22 protein-coding genes are annotated in these 18,715 nt (G+C 60.9%); 20 read left to right on the top strand and 2 right to left on the bottom strand.

The features are described 5' to 3' along the window. The first annotated feature begins 182 nt into the window (after nt 1-182). The 11 genes from rpsN to infA all read left to right on the top strand — a co-directional run bounded on the left by rpsN (nt 183) and on the right by infA (nt 6,158). A complete protein-coding gene (gene rpsN, locus JNM85_04015; GenBank protein MBL8087221.1) occupies nt 183-362 on the top strand; it encodes a 30S ribosomal protein S14 in 180 nt (59 codons plus the stop codon). Between the two features lie 34 nt (nt 363-396). Further along, nucleotides 397-792, top strand: a complete 396-nt coding sequence (gene rpsH, locus JNM85_04010; GenBank protein MBL8087220.1) for a 30S ribosomal protein S8 — start codon at nt 397-399, stop codon at nt 790-792. 14 nt (nt 793-806) lie between these two features. After that, entirely contained in the window at nt 807-1,370 is a 564-nt protein-coding gene (gene rplF / locus JNM85_04005) for a 50S ribosomal protein L6 (protein ID MBL8087219.1), read from the top strand. A gap of 14 nt (nt 1,371-1,384) precedes the next feature. Next, complete coding sequence (rplR, locus tag JNM85_04000; GenBank protein ID MBL8087218.1) at nt 1,385-1,738, top strand: 50S ribosomal protein L18; 354 nt, start codon at nt 1,385-1,387, stop codon at nt 1,736-1,738. Nucleotides 1,739-1,757: 19 nt separating this feature from the next. Continuing rightward, nucleotides 1,758-2,315: a 30S ribosomal protein S5 gene (gene rpsE, locus JNM85_03995; protein ID MBL8087217.1), complete on the top strand. Its 558-nt coding sequence runs from the start codon at nt 1,758-1,760 to the stop codon at nt 2,313-2,315. Then, entirely contained in the window at nt 2,302-2,595 is a 294-nt protein-coding gene (rpmD, locus tag JNM85_03990; protein MBL8087216.1) for a 50S ribosomal protein L30, read from the top strand. Before rpsE ends, rpmD begins: the two co-directional genes overlap by 14 nt. Before the next feature lie 2 nt (nt 2,596-2,597). Further along, nucleotides 2,598-3,038, top strand: coding sequence for a 50S ribosomal protein L15 (gene rplO, locus JNM85_03985; GenBank protein MBL8087215.1), 441 nt, complete (start codon nt 2,598-2,600; stop codon nt 3,036-3,038). Continuing rightward, nucleotides 3,035-4,396: a preprotein translocase subunit SecY gene (gene secY / locus JNM85_03980; GenBank protein ID MBL8087214.1), complete on the top strand. Its 1,362-nt coding sequence runs from the start codon at nt 3,035-3,037 to the stop codon at nt 4,394-4,396. Before rplO ends, secY begins: the two co-directional genes overlap by 4 nt. A gap of 54 nt (nt 4,397-4,450) precedes the next feature. Continuing rightward, a complete protein-coding gene (locus tag JNM85_03975) occupies nt 4,451-5,098 on the top strand; it encodes an adenylate kinase (GenBank protein ID MBL8087213.1) in 648 nt (215 codons plus the stop codon). Next, nucleotides 5,095-5,844, top strand: a complete 750-nt coding sequence (map, locus tag JNM85_03970; GenBank protein MBL8087212.1) for a type I methionyl aminopeptidase — start codon at nt 5,095-5,097, stop codon at nt 5,842-5,844. Before JNM85_03975 ends, map begins: the two co-directional genes overlap by 4 nt. Before the next feature lie 62 nt (nt 5,845-5,906). Then, nucleotides 5,907-6,158, top strand: a complete 252-nt coding sequence (gene infA / locus JNM85_03965; GenBank protein ID MBL8087211.1) for a translation initiation factor IF-1 — start codon at nt 5,907-5,909, stop codon at nt 6,156-6,158. A 12-nt stretch (nt 6,159-6,170) separates the two neighbouring features. Here infA and JNM85_03960 read toward each other — a convergent pair whose 3' ends face one another. Beyond that, the gene (locus tag JNM85_03960; protein MBL8087210.1) at nt 6,171-6,470 is read right to left on the bottom strand and encodes a hypothetical protein; all 300 of its coding nucleotides are present in this window, start codon (nt 6,468-6,470) and stop codon (nt 6,171-6,173) included. A 71-nt stretch (nt 6,471-6,541) separates the two neighbouring features. Between JNM85_03960 and JNM85_03955 the strand changes: the two genes are divergently transcribed. From JNM85_03955 to JNM85_03920, 8 genes are read left to right on the top strand one after another with little or no spacing between them, the layout of a single operon-like run. Continuing rightward, nucleotides 6,542-7,618: a glycosyltransferase family 4 protein gene (locus JNM85_03955; protein MBL8087209.1), complete on the top strand. Its 1,077-nt coding sequence runs from the start codon at nt 6,542-6,544 to the stop codon at nt 7,616-7,618. Beyond that, complete coding sequence (locus JNM85_03950; GenBank protein MBL8087208.1) at nt 7,618-7,809, top strand: Trm112 family protein; 192 nt, start codon at nt 7,618-7,620, stop codon at nt 7,807-7,809. Before JNM85_03955 ends, JNM85_03950 begins: the two co-directional genes overlap by 1 nt. After that, nucleotides 7,799-8,254: a type II 3-dehydroquinate dehydratase gene (gene aroQ, locus JNM85_03945; GenBank protein MBL8087207.1), complete on the top strand. Its 456-nt coding sequence runs from the start codon at nt 7,799-7,801 to the stop codon at nt 8,252-8,254. Before JNM85_03950 ends, aroQ begins: the two co-directional genes overlap by 11 nt. Further along, entirely contained in the window at nt 8,254-9,321 is a 1,068-nt protein-coding gene (locus JNM85_03940) for an aminopeptidase P family protein (GenBank protein ID MBL8087206.1), read from the top strand. The genes aroQ and JNM85_03940 overlap by 1 nt, the downstream gene beginning before the upstream one ends. Nucleotides 9,322-9,323: 2 nt before the next feature. Continuing rightward, nucleotides 9,324-10,166 carry an ATP-binding cassette domain-containing protein gene (locus tag JNM85_03935; GenBank protein MBL8087205.1) on the top strand — a complete coding sequence of 281 codons (843 nt, stop codon included), beginning with the start codon at nt 9,324-9,326 and terminating at the stop codon, nt 10,164-10,166. Then, nucleotides 10,163-12,268, top strand: coding sequence for a hypothetical protein (locus JNM85_03930; protein MBL8087204.1), 2,106 nt, complete (start codon nt 10,163-10,165; stop codon nt 12,266-12,268). Before JNM85_03935 ends, JNM85_03930 begins: the two co-directional genes overlap by 4 nt. 12 nt (nt 12,269-12,280) lie before the next feature. After that, nucleotides 12,281-14,116 (top strand): hypothetical protein, encoded by a 1,836-nt coding sequence (locus JNM85_03925; protein ID MBL8087203.1) that lies wholly within the window; start codon nt 12,281-12,283, stop codon nt 14,114-14,116. Between the two features lie 3 nt (nt 14,117-14,119). Further along, nucleotides 14,120-15,355, top strand: coding sequence for a glycosyltransferase (locus JNM85_03920; GenBank protein ID MBL8087202.1), 1,236 nt, complete (start codon nt 14,120-14,122; stop codon nt 15,353-15,355). Between the two features lie 51 nt (nt 15,356-15,406). On the opposite strand, the gene JNM85_03915 is transcribed toward JNM85_03920, so the two are convergent. Continuing rightward, a complete protein-coding gene (locus JNM85_03915; protein MBL8087201.1) occupies nt 15,407-18,079 on the bottom strand; it encodes a S8 family serine peptidase in 2,673 nt (890 codons plus the stop codon). Between the two features lie 114 nt (nt 18,080-18,193). On the opposite strand from JNM85_03915, the gene JNM85_03910 reads away from it, so the two are divergent. Further along, a complete protein-coding gene (locus tag JNM85_03910) occupies nt 18,194-18,697 on the top strand; it encodes a MarR family transcriptional regulator (GenBank protein ID MBL8087200.1) in 504 nt (167 codons plus the stop codon). Nucleotides 18,698-18,715: the final 18 nt, after the last annotated feature.

The following is an 18,715-nucleotide window of genomic DNA, read 5'->3' as shown; positions in this document are numbered from 1 at the left end:
TTAGCCACCAACGCAGTGCGGACACCAAGCCGCAAACCGTTGGACAACGGCGGGAGAAACAGTACGAAATGGCAAAACAATGCCTGATTGAGAAGCAGAAGCGCCTGCAGGCGCGTTACGATCGCTACCTTGCTGAGGTCGCCGAAGCTGAGAAGCTTCCTAAGGCTGAGCGCGACGAGGCCATGAAGGTCATCGAAGCTCGCCGGATCAAGAACCGACTCTTCAAGACGCGCGTGTACAACCGATGCGTGGTTACGGGCCGCGCCAAGGGCAACATCCGCTACTTCGGAGTTTGTCGTCAGGTTTTCCGAGAGATGGCCCACCGAGGCCTTCTACCCGGCATAACCAAGTCGAGCTGGTAAGCCGACGCGAACCGATCCTTAGGAGGATTTCTGTATGCATTCCGATCCTATTGCGGACCTCTTGACCCGTATTCGCAACGGCGCTATGGCCAAGCTGACCACGGTCGAGATACCTCACAGCAAAATCAAACTTGAAGTCGTGAAAATCCTTGAGCAAGAAGGCTTCTTGAAGAGTCACGAGATCACCACCGAGAGCAAGTTCCCGGTGATCAAGGTCCACATCGCGTACGACGCCAAGCGCAAGCCCATTTTCCGAAAGCTTCGCCGCGTCAGCACGCCGGGCCTGCGCGTTTACCAGGGCTCAAAGGAGCTCAAGCCGATGCGAATCGGTTTGGCCACCCGAGTCCTCACGACCAGCCAGGGAGTCATGACCGACCGCGAAGCGCGCAAGCGCGGCGTGGGCGGTGAAGTCCTCTGCGAAATCTACTAAGGAGGCCAAGCACAATGTCACGAATTGGACGATTACCCATCACCATCCCGGACAAGGTCACCGTAGACATCGCGGCGGACAATCTGGTCACCGTCAAGGGCCCCAAGGGCGAGCTGAAGATGCAGATCGCACGCGAGCTGAACTTGACGCAGGAAGGCAACACGCTCACCGTGGACCGACCCAACAACCAGTACCGCTTGCGCGGACAGCACGGCTTGGCTCGAACGCTCATCCAGAACATGGTCGATGGGGTTACCAACGGCCACGCCAAGACTCTGGTGATTCAGGGCGTCGGCTACCGTGTTCAGGCTCAGGGCCAAGGCCTTCTGCTGAACATGGGCTACTCTCACCCGGTCGAGATCCCGGCTACCCCCGGCATCAACTTCGAGATCGTGCAAGAGGAAAAGGGCCGTCTGCAGATGATCAAAGTTTCTGGCATCGATAAGGCCATGGTTGGCCAAATCGCCGCCGACATCCGTAAGGTGCGCAAGCCCGACCCATACAAGGGTAAGGGTATCCGCTACCAGGGTGAAGTCATCAAGCTCAAGGCCGGTAAGCGAGCGGCCGCGAAGAAGTAAGGAGGTAACTGAGAATGGCAAAGCAAACTCGACGAGAGCTACGCATCGTTCGCCACGCTCGTGTGCGCAAGAAAGTCCTCGGTACCGCCGAGCGCCCGCGACTGGCCGTGTTCCGCAGTCTGAAGCACATCTCTGCTCAGGTCATCGACGACACCACGGGGACGACCCTGGTGGCCGCCAGCAGCCTAGAGAAGGACCTGAAGACCCCCGGCAACGTCGGTGGTGCTAAGAAGGTCGGCGAAACCCTCGCCGCACGTGCGAAGGCAAAGGGCATTCAGGCAGTGGTCTTCGACCGCGGTGGTTTCCAGTACCACGGCCGAGTCGAAGAGCTGGCCAAGGGTGCCCGCGACGGAGGCCTGGAGTTCTAATATGAAAATGGCTAACAGAATGACCGGTCGCCGCGAAAGCAGCCGCAACCAAGAAGGCCCGCAGCTTGATGTGCGTGTCGTCCGGTCAAACAAGGTGTTCAAGACCCACAAGGGTGGTAAGACAGCTAGCTGGAGCATCCTCGTCGTCGTAGGCGACAACAAGGGGAGCGTCGGCGTCGGTCTCGGTAAGGCGCGTGGCATCCCGGATGCCATCCGTAAGGCCGAGGAAGCCGCCCGAAAGTCGATGTTCAAGATCCCGATGATCGGATCGACGATCCCGCACGAGATCACCGCGAGCCACGGCTCCGCGCAGGTCATGCTCCGCCCGGCTTCGCCCGGTACCGGGGTCAAGGCAGGCAGCGCCGTTCGAGCTTGCCTCGAAGCGGCGGGTGTGCACAACGTGCTCGCCAAATCGATCGGCAGCCGAAACTCGATCAACATGGCCTATGCCACGATCGCCGCATTCAAGGCACTTCAGGTGCCCGAAGAGGCGGCCGCTGCTCGCGGTATCGAAGCCAAGCGACTCGTGCCCTGGCTCGCCAAGGCCCGCAAGGAGGAAGAGGATGCTGCGCATTAAGCTGATCAAGAGCACCATTGGCAACACCCCGCGCAACCGTGCGACGGTGGCTGGCCTCGGCCTGCGAAAGACCGGTTCGGTCGTTGAGCACAACGACACCCCGGAAATTCGCGGCATGATCCACCACGTCAAGCACCTGCTTCACGTCGAAGAAGTCGAAGGTACCGTCACCAAGTCGCAAGGTCCCAAGAAGGGGCCGATGGCGGCGAAGTCGGCGGCGGCCGCAGCTCCGGCGAAGGCAAAGCGCACGACGAAGAAGAAGTCTGAGGAGGCCGAATAACCATGGCACTCGAGAAATTGCGATCCCCCAAGGGCAGCACGAAGCGCAAGCGCCGTGTCGCTCGCGGCATCGGCAGCGGCATGGGCAAAACCGCCACCCGCGGTACCAAGGGTCAGAAGGCACGACGCCAAATCAAGCCCTGGTTCGAAGGTGGACAGACCCCCATCTCACGCCGACTTCCGGTCAAGAAGGGTTTCCGAAATGTAAACCACAAGGAATACACCATCGTGAACCTGGACGACCTTGAGAAGCACTTCGAGAAGGGCGCGACGGTCACCCCGGAAACGCTCCAGGAGAAGGGCATCATCGGTGCGATCAAGGACGGCGTCAAGATTTTGGCGTTCGGCGAGATCACCAAGGCGCTTAAGGTAAGCGCACATAAGTTCAGCGCGGTCGCGGAAGAGAAGATTACCAAGGCCGGCGGAGGTATCACGAAACTATGAGCTTCATGGGTGGCGGAGATTTTTCGGGCGGAGGCGACAAAAGCCTCAAGATGAGCTTGGCGGATACAGTCCGTCTTGCGTGGGCCGATCCTGATCTTCGCTCCCGGCTCAAGTTCGTGTTCTTCATCTTTGCGGTGTACGCGCTCGGAATCCACATTCAAGTGCCGATTCCGGGCGTGGATCCCGCTCAGTTGGAGCGGTTGCTCCAAAGCAACCAGTTTTTGAATCTGGTCAACGCGATGGGCGGTGGCGGTCTGCGAAAGATTTCGATCTTTGCGCTCGCCTTGAACCCTTACATCACGGCCAGCATCATCATGCAGGTGCTTCAGTCGGCCTTCCCTGCGTTCAAGCAGGAAATGAAGGAAGGCGGCGAGTACGCGCGGAAACAGATGAACAAGCGAACTCGCATGCTCGCGCTGCTTCTGTGTGGATTCCAGGGCTGGGGACTTCTGCAACTCATCAAGCAGACCGGTTCCATCCCTGCCTCTAGCCAAACAGTCCCGATGTTCCTGATGGTCATCGCGTTTTGGACGGCAGGAAGCATGTTCTTGCTATGGCTTGGCGAGCAAGTGAGCGAGCGAGGCATCGGCAATGGCGTCTCGATCCTCATCTTCGCGGGCATTATCATCTCGTTCCCGTACTATGCCGGGCAGGTCGCTTTTGGCGTCCAGACGGGTACGACATCGATTTTCCAAGTCGTGCTGGTTATGCTGATGTTCGCGCTCATGACTTGGTTCGTCGTGCTTTTCACCATCGCACAGCGACGAATCCCGATTCAACACATGCGCCGACAAATGGGCACCAAGGCGTTGGGTGGTCAAACCAGCTACCTGCCGTTCTCGCTCAACATGGTCGGCGTCATTCCGATCATCTTCGCGGTGTCATTGGTTTACATGCCTCAGCAGTTTGCAAGCATGATCCCGGTGGGCGCACCGATGCATAACTTCTTCGAAGGCCTCGCCAAGTTCACGACTCCGAACCTCCACACCTGGACAGGTGTGGCCGGTGTCTTCTTCTACATGGCGCTGATCTTCTTCTTCACATACTTCTACACCGCGATTCAGTTCAACGTGGAGGACATCGCCGACAACTTGAAGCGTGGCGGCTCGTTCATACCGGGCATCCGCCCGGGTAAGCAGACGAAGGACTTCCTGGACTCCGTCATCTCCCGCATCACCTTTATCGGTGCGTTGTTCCTCTCGATCGTCTCGGTGAACCAGTACCTCGTTCCCCTGCTGATCAATATTCAGCAGATTCAGCTGATCTTCGGTACCTCGCTGCTCATCATGGTCAGCGTCGCCCTGGAGACTATGCGTCAGATCGAGGCAAACCTGCTGATGAAGCAGTACGGGCAGTAACACGGTGACGGTTGGCCTGCAGTTTGCGGTGCAGCAAGATCGAGGTAACTATTGATGAACCTAATCTTGTTCGGCCCGCCTGGCGTAGGCAAAGGCACGCAATCCGAACTGCTGGACTTGCGACTCGGGATCAAGCCGATTTCGTCTGGCGTCATCTTTCGACAGGAAATTGAAGCGGAAACCGACCTTGGTCGATTGGCAAAGCGCTACATCGACCAGGGGCGCCTCGTCCCAGACCACGTGACCATCGAAATGATGGCCAAGCGCATGCGTAGCCCGGACCTGCAACGGAAGGGGTTTGCCCTGGACGGATTCCCGAGGACGCTTCCACAAGCGGAGAAACTCGACACCATGCTCGACGAGATGGGGGTTGAGATCACCCGTGTGATCAGCTTCGAAGTCCCCGATGAGACTCTCGTGAAGCGGCTCAGCGGACGGATGGGTTGCACTCGTTGCGGTGCGATTTACCATCGCGACAACAAACCGCCCAAGCGGGACTGGGTGTGCGATGTGTGTAACAGCGAATTGTTTGTCCGCAGCGACGACCAGCCCGAAGCGATCAGGTCGCGCCTGCAAGTCTTCCACGATCAAACTCAACCGATCATCGAGTATTACGAGCGGACACGCAATGTGCTGCATATCGACGGTCGGCAGGACCCCGAGGACGTCTATCATCAGGTCATCGGAGGTCTTGGTTCTTGATCCTGCTGAAGTCGGCCCCCGAAATCCAAACGATGCGCGAAGCAGGTCGGATTCTCGCCCGCACCCTGCGCGCAATGAACGAAGCGATCGTCCCCGGCAAGACGACGCCCCTGGACCTTGATGGCATCGCGTATCGACTCATCACTGAAGCGGGCGCGCGGCCCAGCTTCCTCGGCTATCGCAACTTTCCCAACTCGGTTTGCATCAGCGTGAACGAAGCGGTGGTACACGGAATCCCCAACGAAGTCCCTCTCCAGGAGGGAGACATCGTTGGATTGGATCTGGGCGTGCACCTGAAGGGGTTCCATGCCGATAGCGCGTGGACCTACCCGGTCGGCACCATCGCGCCCGAGGCCCAGCGGCTGCTGAATGTCACCCACGAATCGCTCAACCAAGGGATCGCCAAGGTGAAGCCCGGAGCCCGCATCGGCGAGATTTCTGCCGCAGTACAGAAGTACGTCGAATCGAACGGCTACGGCATCGTGCGCGAACTGGTCGGGCACGGGATCGGCAAGTCGCTCCACGAAGAGCCCAGCGTCCCGAACTTTGGTCGGCCCAAGGACGGCCCGGTGATGCGCGCAGGAATGACATTCTGCATCGAACCGATGGTGAACGAAGGCACCGGGCGGGTACGAGAGCTCGCCGATAAGTGGACGATCGTCACCGCGGACGGGAAGCGATCTGCGCACTTTGAGCACACCATCGTCGTGACGAAGGACGGCGCGGACATCCTGACCGTTGAGTAGGCGGCCTATTCGGTCATAATGGAGTCAAGCGATGCGCCAGGGGCACTCGCGTCAAAGAACTTATGCGAAAGTACAAGAAACCGAAGGAACAGTCTGACAAGGAAGAAGGGATTGAAATGGAAGGTGTGGTTCTGGAGAACCTGCCCAACGCCCGGTTCCGTGTAAAGGTGGACGACGGTGGATTTGAACTCCTCGCTCACGTGAGCGGCAAGATGCGCATGCACTGGATCCGCATCCTGCCCGGCGACCGAGTGAAAGTCGAAGTTTCACCGTACGACCTGACCCGAGGCCGAATTGTTTATCGATTCAAATAATCGAGAGCACGTTTAGTACCACTGCGATGAGGTCGCAGTCTCGGACTTCTGAGGTTTGTACTTTTGCGGGCGCTCCACTTCAACCTTGGGTCGACTAGGATCGGAAGGGGCGACGCTCCCACCCCGCTCGCGAAGATTCGCTTTCATTTCCCGGCCAAGCCCTTTAGGATCCGATGCGTTGGTCTCAGCTGTGCGGTTGTTTAGCCTCATCTGTTCCCACAATCCGCTGCTTGCCAAGTTAATGAAGATTCCGACCGAAGCGAGAATCACCGCGGCAACAACCAGAAACACAGGGACTTTTCGTTTTCTCATGCACGCACCAGAACCTATTATAGGTTACAACGGAATCCGGAAGTCGGATGTTCCCGGGCGCAGGTCGCGAAATGGAGCATAAACCGGTCGTCGCGCTCGACGCTTCGCTCGCAGGCGGCACTTCCACCGGTGACTCGCGCTACTGGACCGGGCTCATCCGTGCGCTAAGCCAACTCGATACGGGGCTGGATATTGTGCTCTTAACCAATGGCGAACCGCACTTCGAACTGCCGGGTCCGCATGCTCGGGTGGTCGCGCTTCCCGCCGCCTCGCCCCGTTGGTACAGCCTTATCGGCTGGCCCCTCGCCGCCAAGCGTGCGAGGGCCGAGGTGTTCCACACGCAGTACTCGCTCTCGCCGCTGATCGACCACGGTGGGGTTACCACCATCCACGACGTTTCCTTCTTTGTCGGGCCGGAATGGTTTCGGCCCCGCGATCGGCTGCTGCTGACCCGCTCCATCCCGAGCACTGTCCGTCGCGCAGCAAGGGTCATCACCGTCTCCGAAACGAGCCGACGCGAGATCGAGCACTTTATCCCCGCGGCGATTGGGAAGACGGTGGCCATTCCGAACGCTCTCGACGACGGATTCGCGCCTCCGAGCCGGGAAGTCGCTCGGACCCAGGTCCAGGCCGACTTCGGGATAGATCTCCCCTATGCCCTCACGGTCGGGACTCGGTGGCCGCGCAAGAACATGGACCTTGCGGTCCAGGCGGTCTTGAAACTTGAGATAGACCTGGAACTCGTGGTTACCGGCAAGCCCGGCTGGGGCCCGGAGCTTTCGCACCCGCGGATCCGCCGAGTGGGGTACGTTTCCGATGCCCAGTTGGCAGCACTCTATGCTGCCGCCGAGGTGTATCTCGCTCCGAGTCGCCACGAAGGGTTCGGCATACCTTTGCTTGAGTCTTGGGCGGCTCGTACCCCGGTGATTGCGAGCTCGGGCGGGGCGTTTTCTGAGGTTGCAGGCGAGGCGGCGGTTATCGTTCCCAGTTGGGAGGCCGAGGCGTGGGCTCAGGCGATCACCTCACTGCTGTCCGATTCGACTAAAATAGAGCGTCTGAAATCGCTTGGCACGGAGCGGCTGCGAGAGTTCTCGTGGCAGCGAACTGCCGAGGCGACCGCTGCGGTGTACGCCGCGCTTGTACCGTGATGGAACCCGACTTTCTCGAACTGCTCGCTTGCCCCCGATGTGCCACTCGCCCGGCACTGGAGTTGCGGAGCGACCTGCTTGTCTGCACCGAGTGCGGATGCGGTTATCGAGTCGTGAATGGGATCCCTCATCTTTTGCCGGAGGACGCGATCGAATCCGAATCGCTGAAGGAGTTGCTGCGTGACCAATGAATCTCTGAAGGTGCTCGTCCTGCACGGGCCGAACCTGAATCTCACCGGATTTCGTGAGCCCGACCTGTACGGCAAGGAGCCTCTGGACAAAATTGACAGCCGGATCCAAGCGGCGGCAGCCACGCTCGACATTCAGGTCCGGATCGTCCAATCGAATCACGAAGGCACCCTGATCGACACCATTCAGGATCAGCGCAAGTGGGCGAATGCCATCGTCATCAATCCCGGCGGCCTGACCCACTACTCCATCGCCTTGCGCGATGCGCTTGCCAGCGTGCGCATTCCTGTCTTCGAAGTCCATCTCAGTAACACGTTCGCGCGCGAAGAGTTTCGACACCACTCGGTAGTCGCGCCGATCGCAGCGGGCGTCATTGTCGGGTGCGGTGCCATCGGCTACGTGCTCGCCCTCGAAGCGGCGAAAGACCACATTGCGGGAGTCGTCTAGTGAATCAAATCGACCGTATCCAACGACGACTGCTCGATCTCGATGCGCCCGCGGCCCTGATTGTCGATCCAGTCCACGTGCAATGGGCCACCGGATTTTCGGGCTCGTCCGGTGCCGTGATCGTGAGCGAGGCGGGCTCGGCGTTCGTGACCGACAGCCGGTACGGGGTTCAGGCGCACGAGGAAGTGACCGGTTGCTCTATCACGATCTTCCAAACGCCAAAGACGCTCTACCAAGTTGTCGCGGACGAACTCAAATCGCTTGGCGTCTCCGCGCTGATCGTGGAGGATTCGATGTCCTTGGCGGCCCTGTACGGTTGGCAGAACGCGCTGCAGGGCGTCGAGCTCACCCCGACCAAAGACATGCTCGCTCCGCTGGCGATGATCAAGACCTCGGAGGAGGTCGCGATCATTGAGGAGGCTTGCAAAGTCGCCGACGCGTGCTTCGACCACGTTCGCCGCATGATCCAAGTTGGAGTCAGCGAGATCGACATCGCCATAGACATCGACTTCTACATGCGCCGGCAGGGTGCAAGGAGCTCATTTGAGACGATTGCAGTGAGCGGACCGAACAGCGCAAAACCGCACGGCAAACCAACAGAGCGCAAGCTTCAACCCGGCGACTTCCTAACCCTCGATTTCGGCGCGATGGTTCAGAACTATTGCAGCGATATGACGCGAACGCTCATGATCGGCGAGCCGACGCCAAGGCACCTCCAAATCTACAATCGCGTGCTTGAATCGCAGGTCGCGGCGATCGAGGCGATCGCCCCGGGCGCAAACGGTAAGGAGGTGGATGGATTGGTGCGGACGATCCTCGACAAGGACGACTTTGCCAAGTACTTCGGGCACGGTCTCGGGCACGGCCTGGGGCGGCGGGTCCACGACCCAGGCGCGCTCAGCATGACTCGCGATCAGCCCATCGAGGTGGGACAGGTGTGGACGGTCGAACCCGGCGTGTACATCGAAGGGTTCGGCGGTGTTCGGATCGAGGACGACGTGGTCGTTACCCCCGAGGGGTGCCGGGTACTCACCCATAGCCCCAAAGAGCTCATTGTCTGCAGCTAGAAATGCACGTCTTGCTTGACTCGGTTGCCCTGAGCACACAGGCGTCCCCGTTGAGCCTCACGCTCTCGGCGGGCGGGAGTCTTGCGATCATGGGACGTCCTGGCAGCGGCAAGACGCACTTCCTTGAGGTCCTCGTGCGACGGAAGCGTGCGCCGCGGGGCGCGGTTCGACTCGATGCGCCGGTTTGCACCGCAGGCAATGTCGCGATGGATCGGCGCTCCACACCCCAGTCGATTGCGACTGAGCTGGTCGGTCGGCGTGCGACCGAGAAAATCGCCGAAGCCCTCACCCGGCTCGGGCTTTGGGAGGTGCGCCGTTCCTCAGTGACTGGGCTGAGCCCCGGATTTCGCGCAGCAGCCGATCTGCTTGCGATCTTCTTGGCCGACCCCGGCGTGCTCGTCATCGACGGGCACCTGGACTTGCTTGATCCGTGGAACCTCGAATCGGTCCTCGAAGGCTTGGCCATGCGTTGCCAACGCGGTTCCAGCCTAGTGCTGACGACCGCGCGTCCGGACATCGCCGAAAGGTGCGAGCGTTTGCTGGTTCTCGCCAGCCAGAGGGTGGTTTTCTGTGGCACGCATGCGGAACTCAACGCTCGGTTTGGGCCGATCGTCGTAGAGGTCCAGACGAACGATTCCGCGCTTGTGCGCCAAGCAGTGCGCCCATTCCAGGTACGGGCCGTGACCCAGGCGGAAGGCACCGTCCGGTTCGAAGCCGAGGCGGGCCAAGCAGTGGTGGCGTCACTGCTCCGAGACGGGTACGGCGTCGTCCAGTCGGTGACGACCCGCCAGCGGTCGTTCGCCGAGATTCTGAGCCAGCTAGACCGAGATACAATGGTGCGATGAGCCTCGCTTTTCTCGCTGGACTCGCGTTCGCCCAACAGCCAGTCTCAATGACGTTCGCTTGGGGCGATTCGGGCGGGGGCAAGCGACCGCTCTATGCCGTCTCTGACACGTTCTTGAGCTCAGCTGAGCCACACCGAAATTTCGGGAAGGACCCGCTCCTCGAAGGTGGACCCGGAAAAGTCATCCTGATCCGATTCGATGACCTCCGTCAGCGGCTGGGATCCATGAAGCTGACCTCCGCGAGCCTCATGCTGACCAAGGTCGAAGGATCCGATTTCAGCCTGCTCGGTGTCGCCGGGCTGAACTCGCCGTGGGTGGAAGGGGGCGATCGAAGGAACTTCGCGACGATGGGCTTCACGCGTCCCGGCGCGCCGCGCGTAGAATCCGGCGCGACTTGGAGTTCGCGCTGGGGCGGCGCCTCGCCCGCTGCGTGGCAGGCACCTGGCGCAGGCGGTCCGAGCGATGCGTCGGGGCTGAAGGGCCTGACGATCCTGGATGAGGGACCAGTTGTCACGCTCGACGGCCTCGCCGAAACCCTCAACGACCCTCGCGCCTGGGGCATCGCGTTACGCTTTGCAAAACCGGTTTCATTTGTCAGTAGCAACGGACGGACGGGCAAGCCCCGACTCACCTTGAGCGTTGGCGGGGGCCAGACCGACGGGGCCAACCTGGCCATCGACCAAGTCGACGCGCCTGCGGGCGAACTGCGAGTCACCGTCCGAAACCTCAGCGATCGGGCGACAACGGGCCGAGTTACCGCATGGATCGATGGGCGCGCTCAGAACGAAATGAATCTGCCGGCCATCAAGCCCGGTGAGACCGCTTCGGTGCGCATGGCAACCGCCAGCTTGAATGTGTCCCAGCGCGTCTTCCTGCGAGTCGAGCCCGAAGGCGACGACACCGATTGGAGCGATAACACGCTTGAGTTTCGCGGCGACCCAAAGCCGCTCAACGCGCCCTTGGCGATGATCCAGTACGCCAACACCACGATGTTTCCCCGAAGCCAATTCAGCTTTGCACCGGACGGCGCGTTGGCATCGTTCGTTCCGTCCAGCAACGGCCCCAAGTGGGACCCCGCGAGCGGGCTGGCAGGACTCCGTGCCGCGCTTGCCTTGCCGAATTGGAATGCGATGGTGCGCTCGACGCTTCTTGGCACCGATCATAGCGGACCCACCGACGTCTTTCCCGGGCTGGCTGGCGGCGATTCGCGCGACGACACCGAGGTGTCGCCGCTCATGTCCATCCCATACGATTTCGCTCAGAGCAACCTCATCGACGGTGCTTACATGCCCGCCACCGAGTTGCTCAGCGCGACAGACGTCGCGGTGTTGAATTCGCGACTCCCTTGGACCAAGCTGATGCCGCAGAGCATCGCGGTCAAGATCTTGGCGGAGGGCGGGGCACCGCTCGGAAACACCAAGGTCGAGATCTTTGGGATCGGTGCCGAGGGGAAGCCCGATCAAGTCACCGTCACCACCTCAAGCGGGCTCGTTTCGCTAGACCCTGCGGCATTCGCCGCTGCGGGCTGCCTGGAGATTCGCGCGCGCACCAGCGACGGACTTCGCTCGGGGGTGGTCAAAGCCTGGCAGGCGGTTGATTCTGTCCAGCGCTCGGGCGGCACGCTCGCGATCCTGACCGTCGCCACACGCCGTGTGCTCCTGCCCGAGATGCTCGGCGAGGACTTGGCGGCCGACCGACTGGTGCTGGATTCGGCTGGCAGTCGTCCTGCTGAACTCGCGTCCCTTGTGGACGGTAATCCACAGACGGCACTGGATGTTTCGCCTGGGCAGTGGGTGGAGATCGATCTGAGCCGGGACCGGACAATTTCGGCGGTGGAGCTTCAGATTGACGACTCTTCGACTGCGACAAGCGTTCAAATCTCCGGGCGCAACACGGGCATGCGCGCTAGCGAGGCGACATCGCTTGCCTCACTGACACCCGTGGTATGGTGGGCACGAAACTTTGGGACCAGTCGAGACGGTCGATCCGCGGTTTTGATTCCGCTCGCGACGCAGACCACGCGCACCGTCCGGATCTCCCCGACGGGCGGGACTCTCAGGCTGGCGGGAGTTCGCCTGCTTCCGCTCGCGCCAACCAGGTAAACCATGCAGAGAATGAACCGACTGATGACCATCGCGGCCCTCTTCGCGAGCACCTTGGCCATGGCCCAAACAGACAACCCCATCAAACCGCTAGAAGGACGCTTTGATCTCGACGCCCCACTGCCCACCTTGCCCGCGCTCAAGCTTGAAACGGGATACAACGCTATCGGCGTCGCTCAGCAGACGGCGAAGAGCAAAGGCGTCCAAGCCCGAATTCTGTGGGTGGACGCGACCGCAAACTTGGACCGGGTCAACTCGGTCGCCAAGATCCAGAGCCTGGTCCGCACCGTCAAATCCGCAGGATTCAACTCGATCGTTTTCGATGTCAAGCCGATCGTCGGCTACACGCTCTATCCGAGCAAGCTCACCGACAAGCTCACCAAGTGGAAGGGACAAACCCTGCCCATGGACTTCGACCCGCTCAAGGCGATGGTCGCCGCGTGCAAGGCCGAGGCGATCCCGCTGTACGCGAGCATGAATACTTTCTCTGAGGGGCACCGCAGCGTGGTATTGGATCCGAATGGGCGCGACCTTTTCGGTCTCCCGGGTCCAGGTTTCGAGCGCCCTGAGGACCAAACCGTTTTGTATGAGCCGGAGCCGGTGCTTTCGCTCGTCTGGGGTGGCCCCGAGTATCCGGTGTTGGCTGAACCGAACAAGCTCGATCCCTCTGGTCAGAAGCTTGCGGTGTTCACGCGGGTTAGCGCGCCACGCACGGCCCCTGCCGGAGCATACGGGGTGATCGTCGATGGCGACGGCATCGTATTGATGGCGGTCACAGGTGAGAACTGGTCGTTCCCTGGCATCCCCGAGGGGGGGAGCCTCATTCTGGGTCAGGGTGCAGCCGCGGATTATCTGCGTGCGAACCTCGGCGGCGGGGCACGCGTCCGGTTCAAGTCAATTCCGAAGTTTGTGAAGATCTCCGAGCGACTGGACCAACAGACCCCACTCATGTTGAATCCGCACAAGCAGAGCGTGCGCGAGCGGGTGTGGTCGTTCGCTGAAGAGATCGCCGAGAACTACGATGTGGCAGGGGTCGTCTTTGACGATCGCTTGCGCTACGGCAACCTCAATGCCGATTTCAGTCCGGAGGCGCGTGCGGGATTTGAGGCCTTCGTCGGCCAGCAGATCAACTGGCCAAACGACGTTTTCGAGCTCAGTTTCAACTTGGACCTAACGAAGGGGATGCGGGCTGGCCGATTCTTCGATGCATGGTGGGCTTGGCGGGCTCAGCAGATGACCGATTGGGTCGCCGAGGCCAAGCGGCGTGTAGCGAAAGCCCGCCCGGGCACCCAGCTTGGGGTGTACGCGGGGTCGTGGTATGGCGAATACTGGCGATACGGCAACAACTATGCCTCGCGGCAGTTCCAGGCCGGGTTCACGTTCTTGAACGATCAGTACCGAAAGACCGGTTTCGCCCAGGACATCGACTTCTTGATGACCGGATGCTACTATCCGACCGCGACGGTCTACGATGCTCTCTCTCGGAACTTGCCAGCGGGCCGGACCGTGGAAGCCGCGGGGCAGCTAAGCAATCGTGCGGTCCGCGATGAGACCTGGGTCTACGCAGGAATCGAGCTCATGAAGTTTAAGGGGCGCCCCAACGCTCTCATGGACGCCTTGCAGGCGGCGTGTGGAGCGACCCAAGGGGTGATGGTCTTCGACCTGTCCCACGATATCGAACAATTCTGGCCCATCTTCAAGCGGGCCTTCGCCCAACCCAAGGTTGCTCCGCACTCGGTCGCGGGATTGCTGGACGAGGTGCGCCACCGCCGGGCCTCCATCGACGCGACCAGAGTGCGCGACTATCCCGTCGTGATCCGAGAAGGTGCCGCTGGGACGGGAATGTAGTCGGTGCGGATTTGGATACTGACCGTCGGAGAACCGCTCCCGGTCGACGGTTCGAACGAACGGCTCTTCCGGAGCGGGTTGTTAGCCCAGGAGCTCGCACGTCGTGGCCATGATGTGACCTTTTGGTCTAGCGCATTCGACCACGTCCGAAAGCAGTGGCGGACTGGGCAAACTGAGACCCGGAAGATTCACGATCCCGCGCCGTACGAGCTGGTGCTACTCAAGGGCACGGGATATCGCCGCAACATCTCGCTGGCCCGGATGCGCGACCATCGTGCCGTCGCCCGGGAGTTCGCCCGACTGTGGCCTTCGCTCCCTCGGCCCGACGTCATCCTGTGCAGCATTCCCATTGTCGAGCTCGCGACCGAAGCACTCAAAGTCGGATGTCCCGTGGCCCTGGACTGCCGCGACATGTGGCCGGATATCTTCGCCGATGCGGGGCCGAGTATTGCGCGGCCAGCGATCAAGAGGCTCCTGTCGCCTCTTGCCAGGGAGACCACGGCGGCGTTCCGCAAGGCGGATGCGGTGCTCGGGCACACCGCGCCGTTTGTGGACTGGGGATTGCAATACGCGGGACGCGCGAAGACCAAGTGGGATCGGGACTTTCCGTTTGGCTACACCAGCCAAGAGCCCGACGCGCAGCAGCTTGAGGCGGCCAAGGCGTTCTGGGATGTCCTAGGTGTCGGCACCGACCCCCATCGCAAGGTGCTCTGCTTTTTTGGAGCGATCTCGCACCAGTTCGAGTTTGACGAGCTGGTGATGGCGCTGCGCACGTTGAGCCCCGAGCGCAGGCGGTCTGTGCAGATGGTGCTGTGCGGCGACGGCGAAAACCGCGCCGGGCTTGCAGCGGCGGCAGCAGACTTGGCCGACGGTTCGCTGGTGGTGCCCGGGTGGGTAGACCGAGCAGCGATCTGGGAGCTCATGCGCCGGAGCTCGATGGGGCTCGCGCCGTATCAGGATGAGCCGATGTACCACAGTTCGATTCCGAACAAGGTCATCGAGTACTTCAGCGCCGGTCTTCCGGTCGCGTGGCGGTTGAGCACTGGGCTCGTGGCGGATATGGTCGCCCAGACCGGCTGCGGGATGGTTTACGGCACGGCGCAGCGTCTTCTGAGCACCGAGTTCGTAGATGGACCTGCGGCACGCCAAGCGGCCGCAGCTCTCTTTGATCACCGGTTCAAGGCCGACATTGTCTACCCGGCATTCGCCGATCACCTCGAGGCTCTCGCAAAGAAATAGGGTGCCTCCGACTCAGAGTCGAAAGCACCCTATGGGATCCTCGTTCTGAACTTACGGTCGAACGGTGATCTGCGAGGTCTTGGTGATTCCCAAACGAGCCGCGGTGAACGTGACGTTCGTGGCTGCAGATACAGCCGACGTTCGTACGTTTACGACCACCGTCTTGCGTCCCGCCGGGATCTGAACCGAAGCAGGGACTGGCGCTATCGCCGAGTTGCTGCTTGACAGAGTCACGGTTGAACCGCCTGTCGGTGCCGGGCCGTTGAGGCTGACCGTCAGCTTGAGCGTCTGGCCACCGACCGGGTCGCTCGGCGACGAGACCAGCGAAGTGAGCGACGTTCGGAGCACGGTCAGATCCGCCTCGGCTTCGCTACCCAAGCGGCTGGCTCGGATGATGACCGTCGATTGCGACGTGACCGGCTTTGTGCGGATCTTGAATTCACCGGTCGTCTTGCCCGGCGGGATCAGGATCCAGTTGCGGGTTGACTTGGCAACGCCAGGTAGGTCGCTCGTGATCACCACAGCTGCGCCGTACTGAGCCGCGGGAGCGTTCAGCGTGACGAAGCCGGTCGCGGTGTTGCCGCCGACGACTGCGTCGGGGTCGAGCGTCAAGCTGCCGATGCCGATCGGGAGAACGTGGAGGAGCACGCTGCGGTTGCCAAGGCTACTCGCGGCGATGATCGTCACGTCTACCGAGCTTCGACCCGGAGCCGGGCGTACCGACGCGGTCGTAATCGGAATAGTGACCGAAGACTGGCCTTGCGGGACGGTCACGGTGGACGGGACCGACGCTGCGCTCGGATTGCTGCTCGTGAGGCTGACGACGTGATCATCCGTGGCAGGGTCGACCAGTGTCAGCGTGGCGGCCGCGTTCTCGACACCACCTACGGCTGCGCTTGGGGCCAGCGTGAGTGCCTCATATCCATCAGGAGCGATGGCCGTGGTGACGACGCTAACCGCTTGGCTACCCGTCGGCAACAGCGAGCCACCCTTGTGGCTAATCTCAACGGTGTACAGACCGGGCGTCGGGACCGAGATGTAGACTTGCTCCACATTGTCGCGGAAGTTGTCCCCGAACGTCGCAAGGTTGCCCGGGTTCGCCGGGTCTAGGACCCAAGGCATGAACACCTGGTTGTCTGAATTTCGAACGACTCGGAGATCCAGGTCGTTGACCAGCTTCGGAGTGCGGTCATTGGCTGCGATTGGGCCGCTTGTACCCGCGGGGTCGGTCCAAGCAATCGTCACCTTGACTGGGCCCGCATTGGTTGCTGCGATTGGGAACTGTAACGTCTGCCCTTGATTCAGGACCAACTCCTGAATCGCTAGCGGATCAAACGAAGCGCGGTTGATCTGCTGGGCAGCAGCTGCCGCATCCACCAATCCCCAGCCGAACAGGTAGTCGGGACCGACGCGAGGCTGAACGAGGAACGGCTGATTCACCCGACCTGCTTCCTTGGCAGTGTGGATGAGCAGTGCCTTCATGGTTGCTGCCAGCGGTCGCGAGCCGATGACCTGCTTGTAATGTTGGTTCACCAAGCCTGCGGTACCGGCCACGTTTGGCGAGGACATGCTGGTGCCGCTAAATCGCGCGTAGCCGTTACCCGGGACGGACGAAAGGACTTGGACACCGACGCCGACGACGTCGGGCTTGATGCGTCCGTCATCGGTTGGTCCGGTGCTCGAAAAGTCGGCGAGTCGAACACTGGAGGGGTTCAGGTAGTTTCCGTCGGTCGTTTCGACCGCGCCGACAGAAAGCACGTTCTTGGACGACTGCTCACCGGTAATGGTGTCATAGTACTCCTGCGCATCGCGAGCTGCGGTGACGTCGGTCCAAGCGGTACCGTTCCACACCTTGTGCTGGAAAGCCGTCGTCGGAACGCCGGGATAGCGCTGGTTACCCGAGGACCAGCACGACAGGTAGTACGGTGCGGCGTACAGAAGGTCGTCCCACTGGCGGCAACCGAAATCGTAACGTCCAAACGTGTAGTCGTAGAAGGCGTCAACGCCCGGGTCGCCGTACCAGTACCACTCACCGAGCCATTGGAAACCGCTGCGGGCACCGTACGAGTGGTTCGAGATTTCCAGCCCGCCAGCAGCCTCAATCGCTGCTTCACTCGCATCATTAAACGCGTCGTACGCGCTCAAGTTCGCCTGGTACGACATCCCCTTTGCCAGCGGATTGATTCCTCCCGCTGCCATGATGCCCGCGACGTGGGTCGCGTGGTCGCTGACCGTTACGTTTCCATCCCGGATTGTGATTCGGCCACCGAACTCAACATGAGTCGTTTCGGGGTTTCCACCTGCTTCCCAGATACCCAGTGTTTCACCCGCACCCGTGAGGCCCAATCCCAAGTCACCGCCAGGCCACAGTCGATCCACTTCTACCGTCTTGGCGTCCGAGAGGCCCCAAGTCTGAACGTAGATCGGTCGGTTGTTTTCGATGCGGCTCAAGATGCTGATTCCCCCGTTTGGGAGCACCTGCCGCATGGGTAGACCCGTGCGCTCGGCAAATTTCTGGACCGCCGCCTGCTCGCGATCGGCTTGCCGCTTTGAGCTCGCCTCGATGCGCTTGAGCGCTGTAACGTTTGTGAATGTCTGCGCGTGCGCAACGTTACTTACGGCCATGACGCCCAGCAACGCTGTGGTCAGCGCGCCAAGCCTGAGCATGGGTGGGCAGGATCGGGTGCGCTGCCTCAGGTTGAAAATCGGGATTCGCCGTTTCATGTTTGCGTGTTTACTCCAGTCTGCTTGTCAGGCGCAAGCACATGCTATCTTACACCGCATTTTATCCGGCGACGCTGAGAACTTGTCTGCATTGTTCTAGGACCTGTCACCCAGATGTCGAATCATCGGGACTCGTTTCTTGTAAACTACTCGCCAATGGGAGATTCGGTGCTAGGCGATGTTCAAAGACGAGTCTGGGGCAGCCTGCTGTTTTGCCATGCCACGCTCACGCGCAAGTTCAACGCCGAGCTGGAGCAACGGGGGCACCTGACACTGGAGCTCTATGATGTGTTGCTGGCTCTCGAAGACGCGCCCGATCAGCGCATGACGATGAGCGAGCTGGCTCGGCGCGTCGTTTTCAGCCCCAGCGGCCTGACACGGTTGGTGGACCGTCTTGAACGGAAGGGATTTGTCCAGCGAATCGTCCATCCTCAAGATCGTCGCAGCTACCTCTGTGCGCTCCTCCCGCAAGGAGAGCAAGCGCGCAAGGAGACTTGGCCGTGCTACGCCGCGCTCATCCAAGAACATTTCGCAGTGCACATGAGCCCCGATGAGGCCGCGTGCATGCGCTCAGTACTTCATCGAACTTTAGGCAATCCTCAGAACCCGCTCCTGTAAGTTGACCGGGGTTGGTAC

Source organism: Chthonomonas sp. (assembly GCA_016788115.1).
Lineage (GTDB): Bacteria > Armatimonadota > Fimbriimonadia > Fimbriimonadales > Fimbriimonadaceae > UBA2391.
This window is presented reverse-complemented; position numbering and strand designations above follow the sequence as displayed.

Excerpts from the sequence above, each read along its gene's own strand:
- rpsN (MBL8087221.1), top strand. The coding sequence starts at position 183 with ATGAAGGTCATCGAAGCTCGCCGGATCAAGAACCGACTCTTCAAGACG.
- rpsH (MBL8087220.1), top strand. The coding sequence starts at position 397 with ATGCATTCCGATCCTATTGCGGACCTCTTGACCCGTATTCGCAACGGC.
- rplF (MBL8087219.1), top strand. The coding sequence starts at position 807 with ATGTCACGAATTGGACGATTACCCATCACCATCCCGGACAAGGTCACC.
- rplR (MBL8087218.1), top strand. The coding sequence starts at position 1,385 with ATGGCAAAGCAAACTCGACGAGAGCTACGCATCGTTCGCCACGCTCGT.
- rpsE (MBL8087217.1), top strand. The coding sequence starts at position 1,758 with ATGACCGGTCGCCGCGAAAGCAGCCGCAACCAAGAAGGCCCGCAGCTT.
- rpmD (MBL8087216.1), top strand. The coding sequence starts at position 2,302 with ATGCTGCGCATTAAGCTGATCAAGAGCACCATTGGCAACACCCCGCGC.
- rplO (MBL8087215.1), top strand. The coding sequence starts at position 2,598 with ATGGCACTCGAGAAATTGCGATCCCCCAAGGGCAGCACGAAGCGCAAG.
- secY (MBL8087214.1), top strand. The coding sequence starts at position 3,035 with ATGAGCTTCATGGGTGGCGGAGATTTTTCGGGCGGAGGCGACAAAAGC.
- JNM85_03975 (MBL8087213.1), top strand. The coding sequence starts at position 4,451 with ATGAACCTAATCTTGTTCGGCCCGCCTGGCGTAGGCAAAGGCACGCAA.
- infA (MBL8087211.1), top strand. The coding sequence starts at position 5,907 with ATGCGAAAGTACAAGAAACCGAAGGAACAGTCTGACAAGGAAGAAGGG.
- JNM85_03960 (MBL8087210.1), bottom strand. The coding sequence starts at position 6,470 with ATGAGAAAACGAAAAGTCCCTGTGTTTCTGGTTGTTGCCGCGGTGATT.
- JNM85_03955 (MBL8087209.1), top strand. The coding sequence starts at position 6,542 with ATGGAGCATAAACCGGTCGTCGCGCTCGACGCTTCGCTCGCAGGCGGC.
- JNM85_03950 (MBL8087208.1), top strand. The coding sequence starts at position 7,618 with ATGGAACCCGACTTTCTCGAACTGCTCGCTTGCCCCCGATGTGCCACT.
- JNM85_03935 (MBL8087205.1), top strand. The coding sequence starts at position 9,324 with ATGCACGTCTTGCTTGACTCGGTTGCCCTGAGCACACAGGCGTCCCCG.
- JNM85_03930 (MBL8087204.1), top strand. The coding sequence starts at position 10,163 with ATGAGCCTCGCTTTTCTCGCTGGACTCGCGTTCGCCCAACAGCCAGTC.
- JNM85_03925 (MBL8087203.1), top strand. The coding sequence starts at position 12,281 with ATGAACCGACTGATGACCATCGCGGCCCTCTTCGCGAGCACCTTGGCC.
- JNM85_03915 (MBL8087201.1), bottom strand. The coding sequence starts at position 18,079 with ATGAAACGGCGAATCCCGATTTTCAACCTGAGGCAGCGCACCCGATCC.
- JNM85_03910 (MBL8087200.1), top strand. The coding sequence starts at position 18,194 with ATGTCGAATCATCGGGACTCGTTTCTTGTAAACTACTCGCCAATGGGA.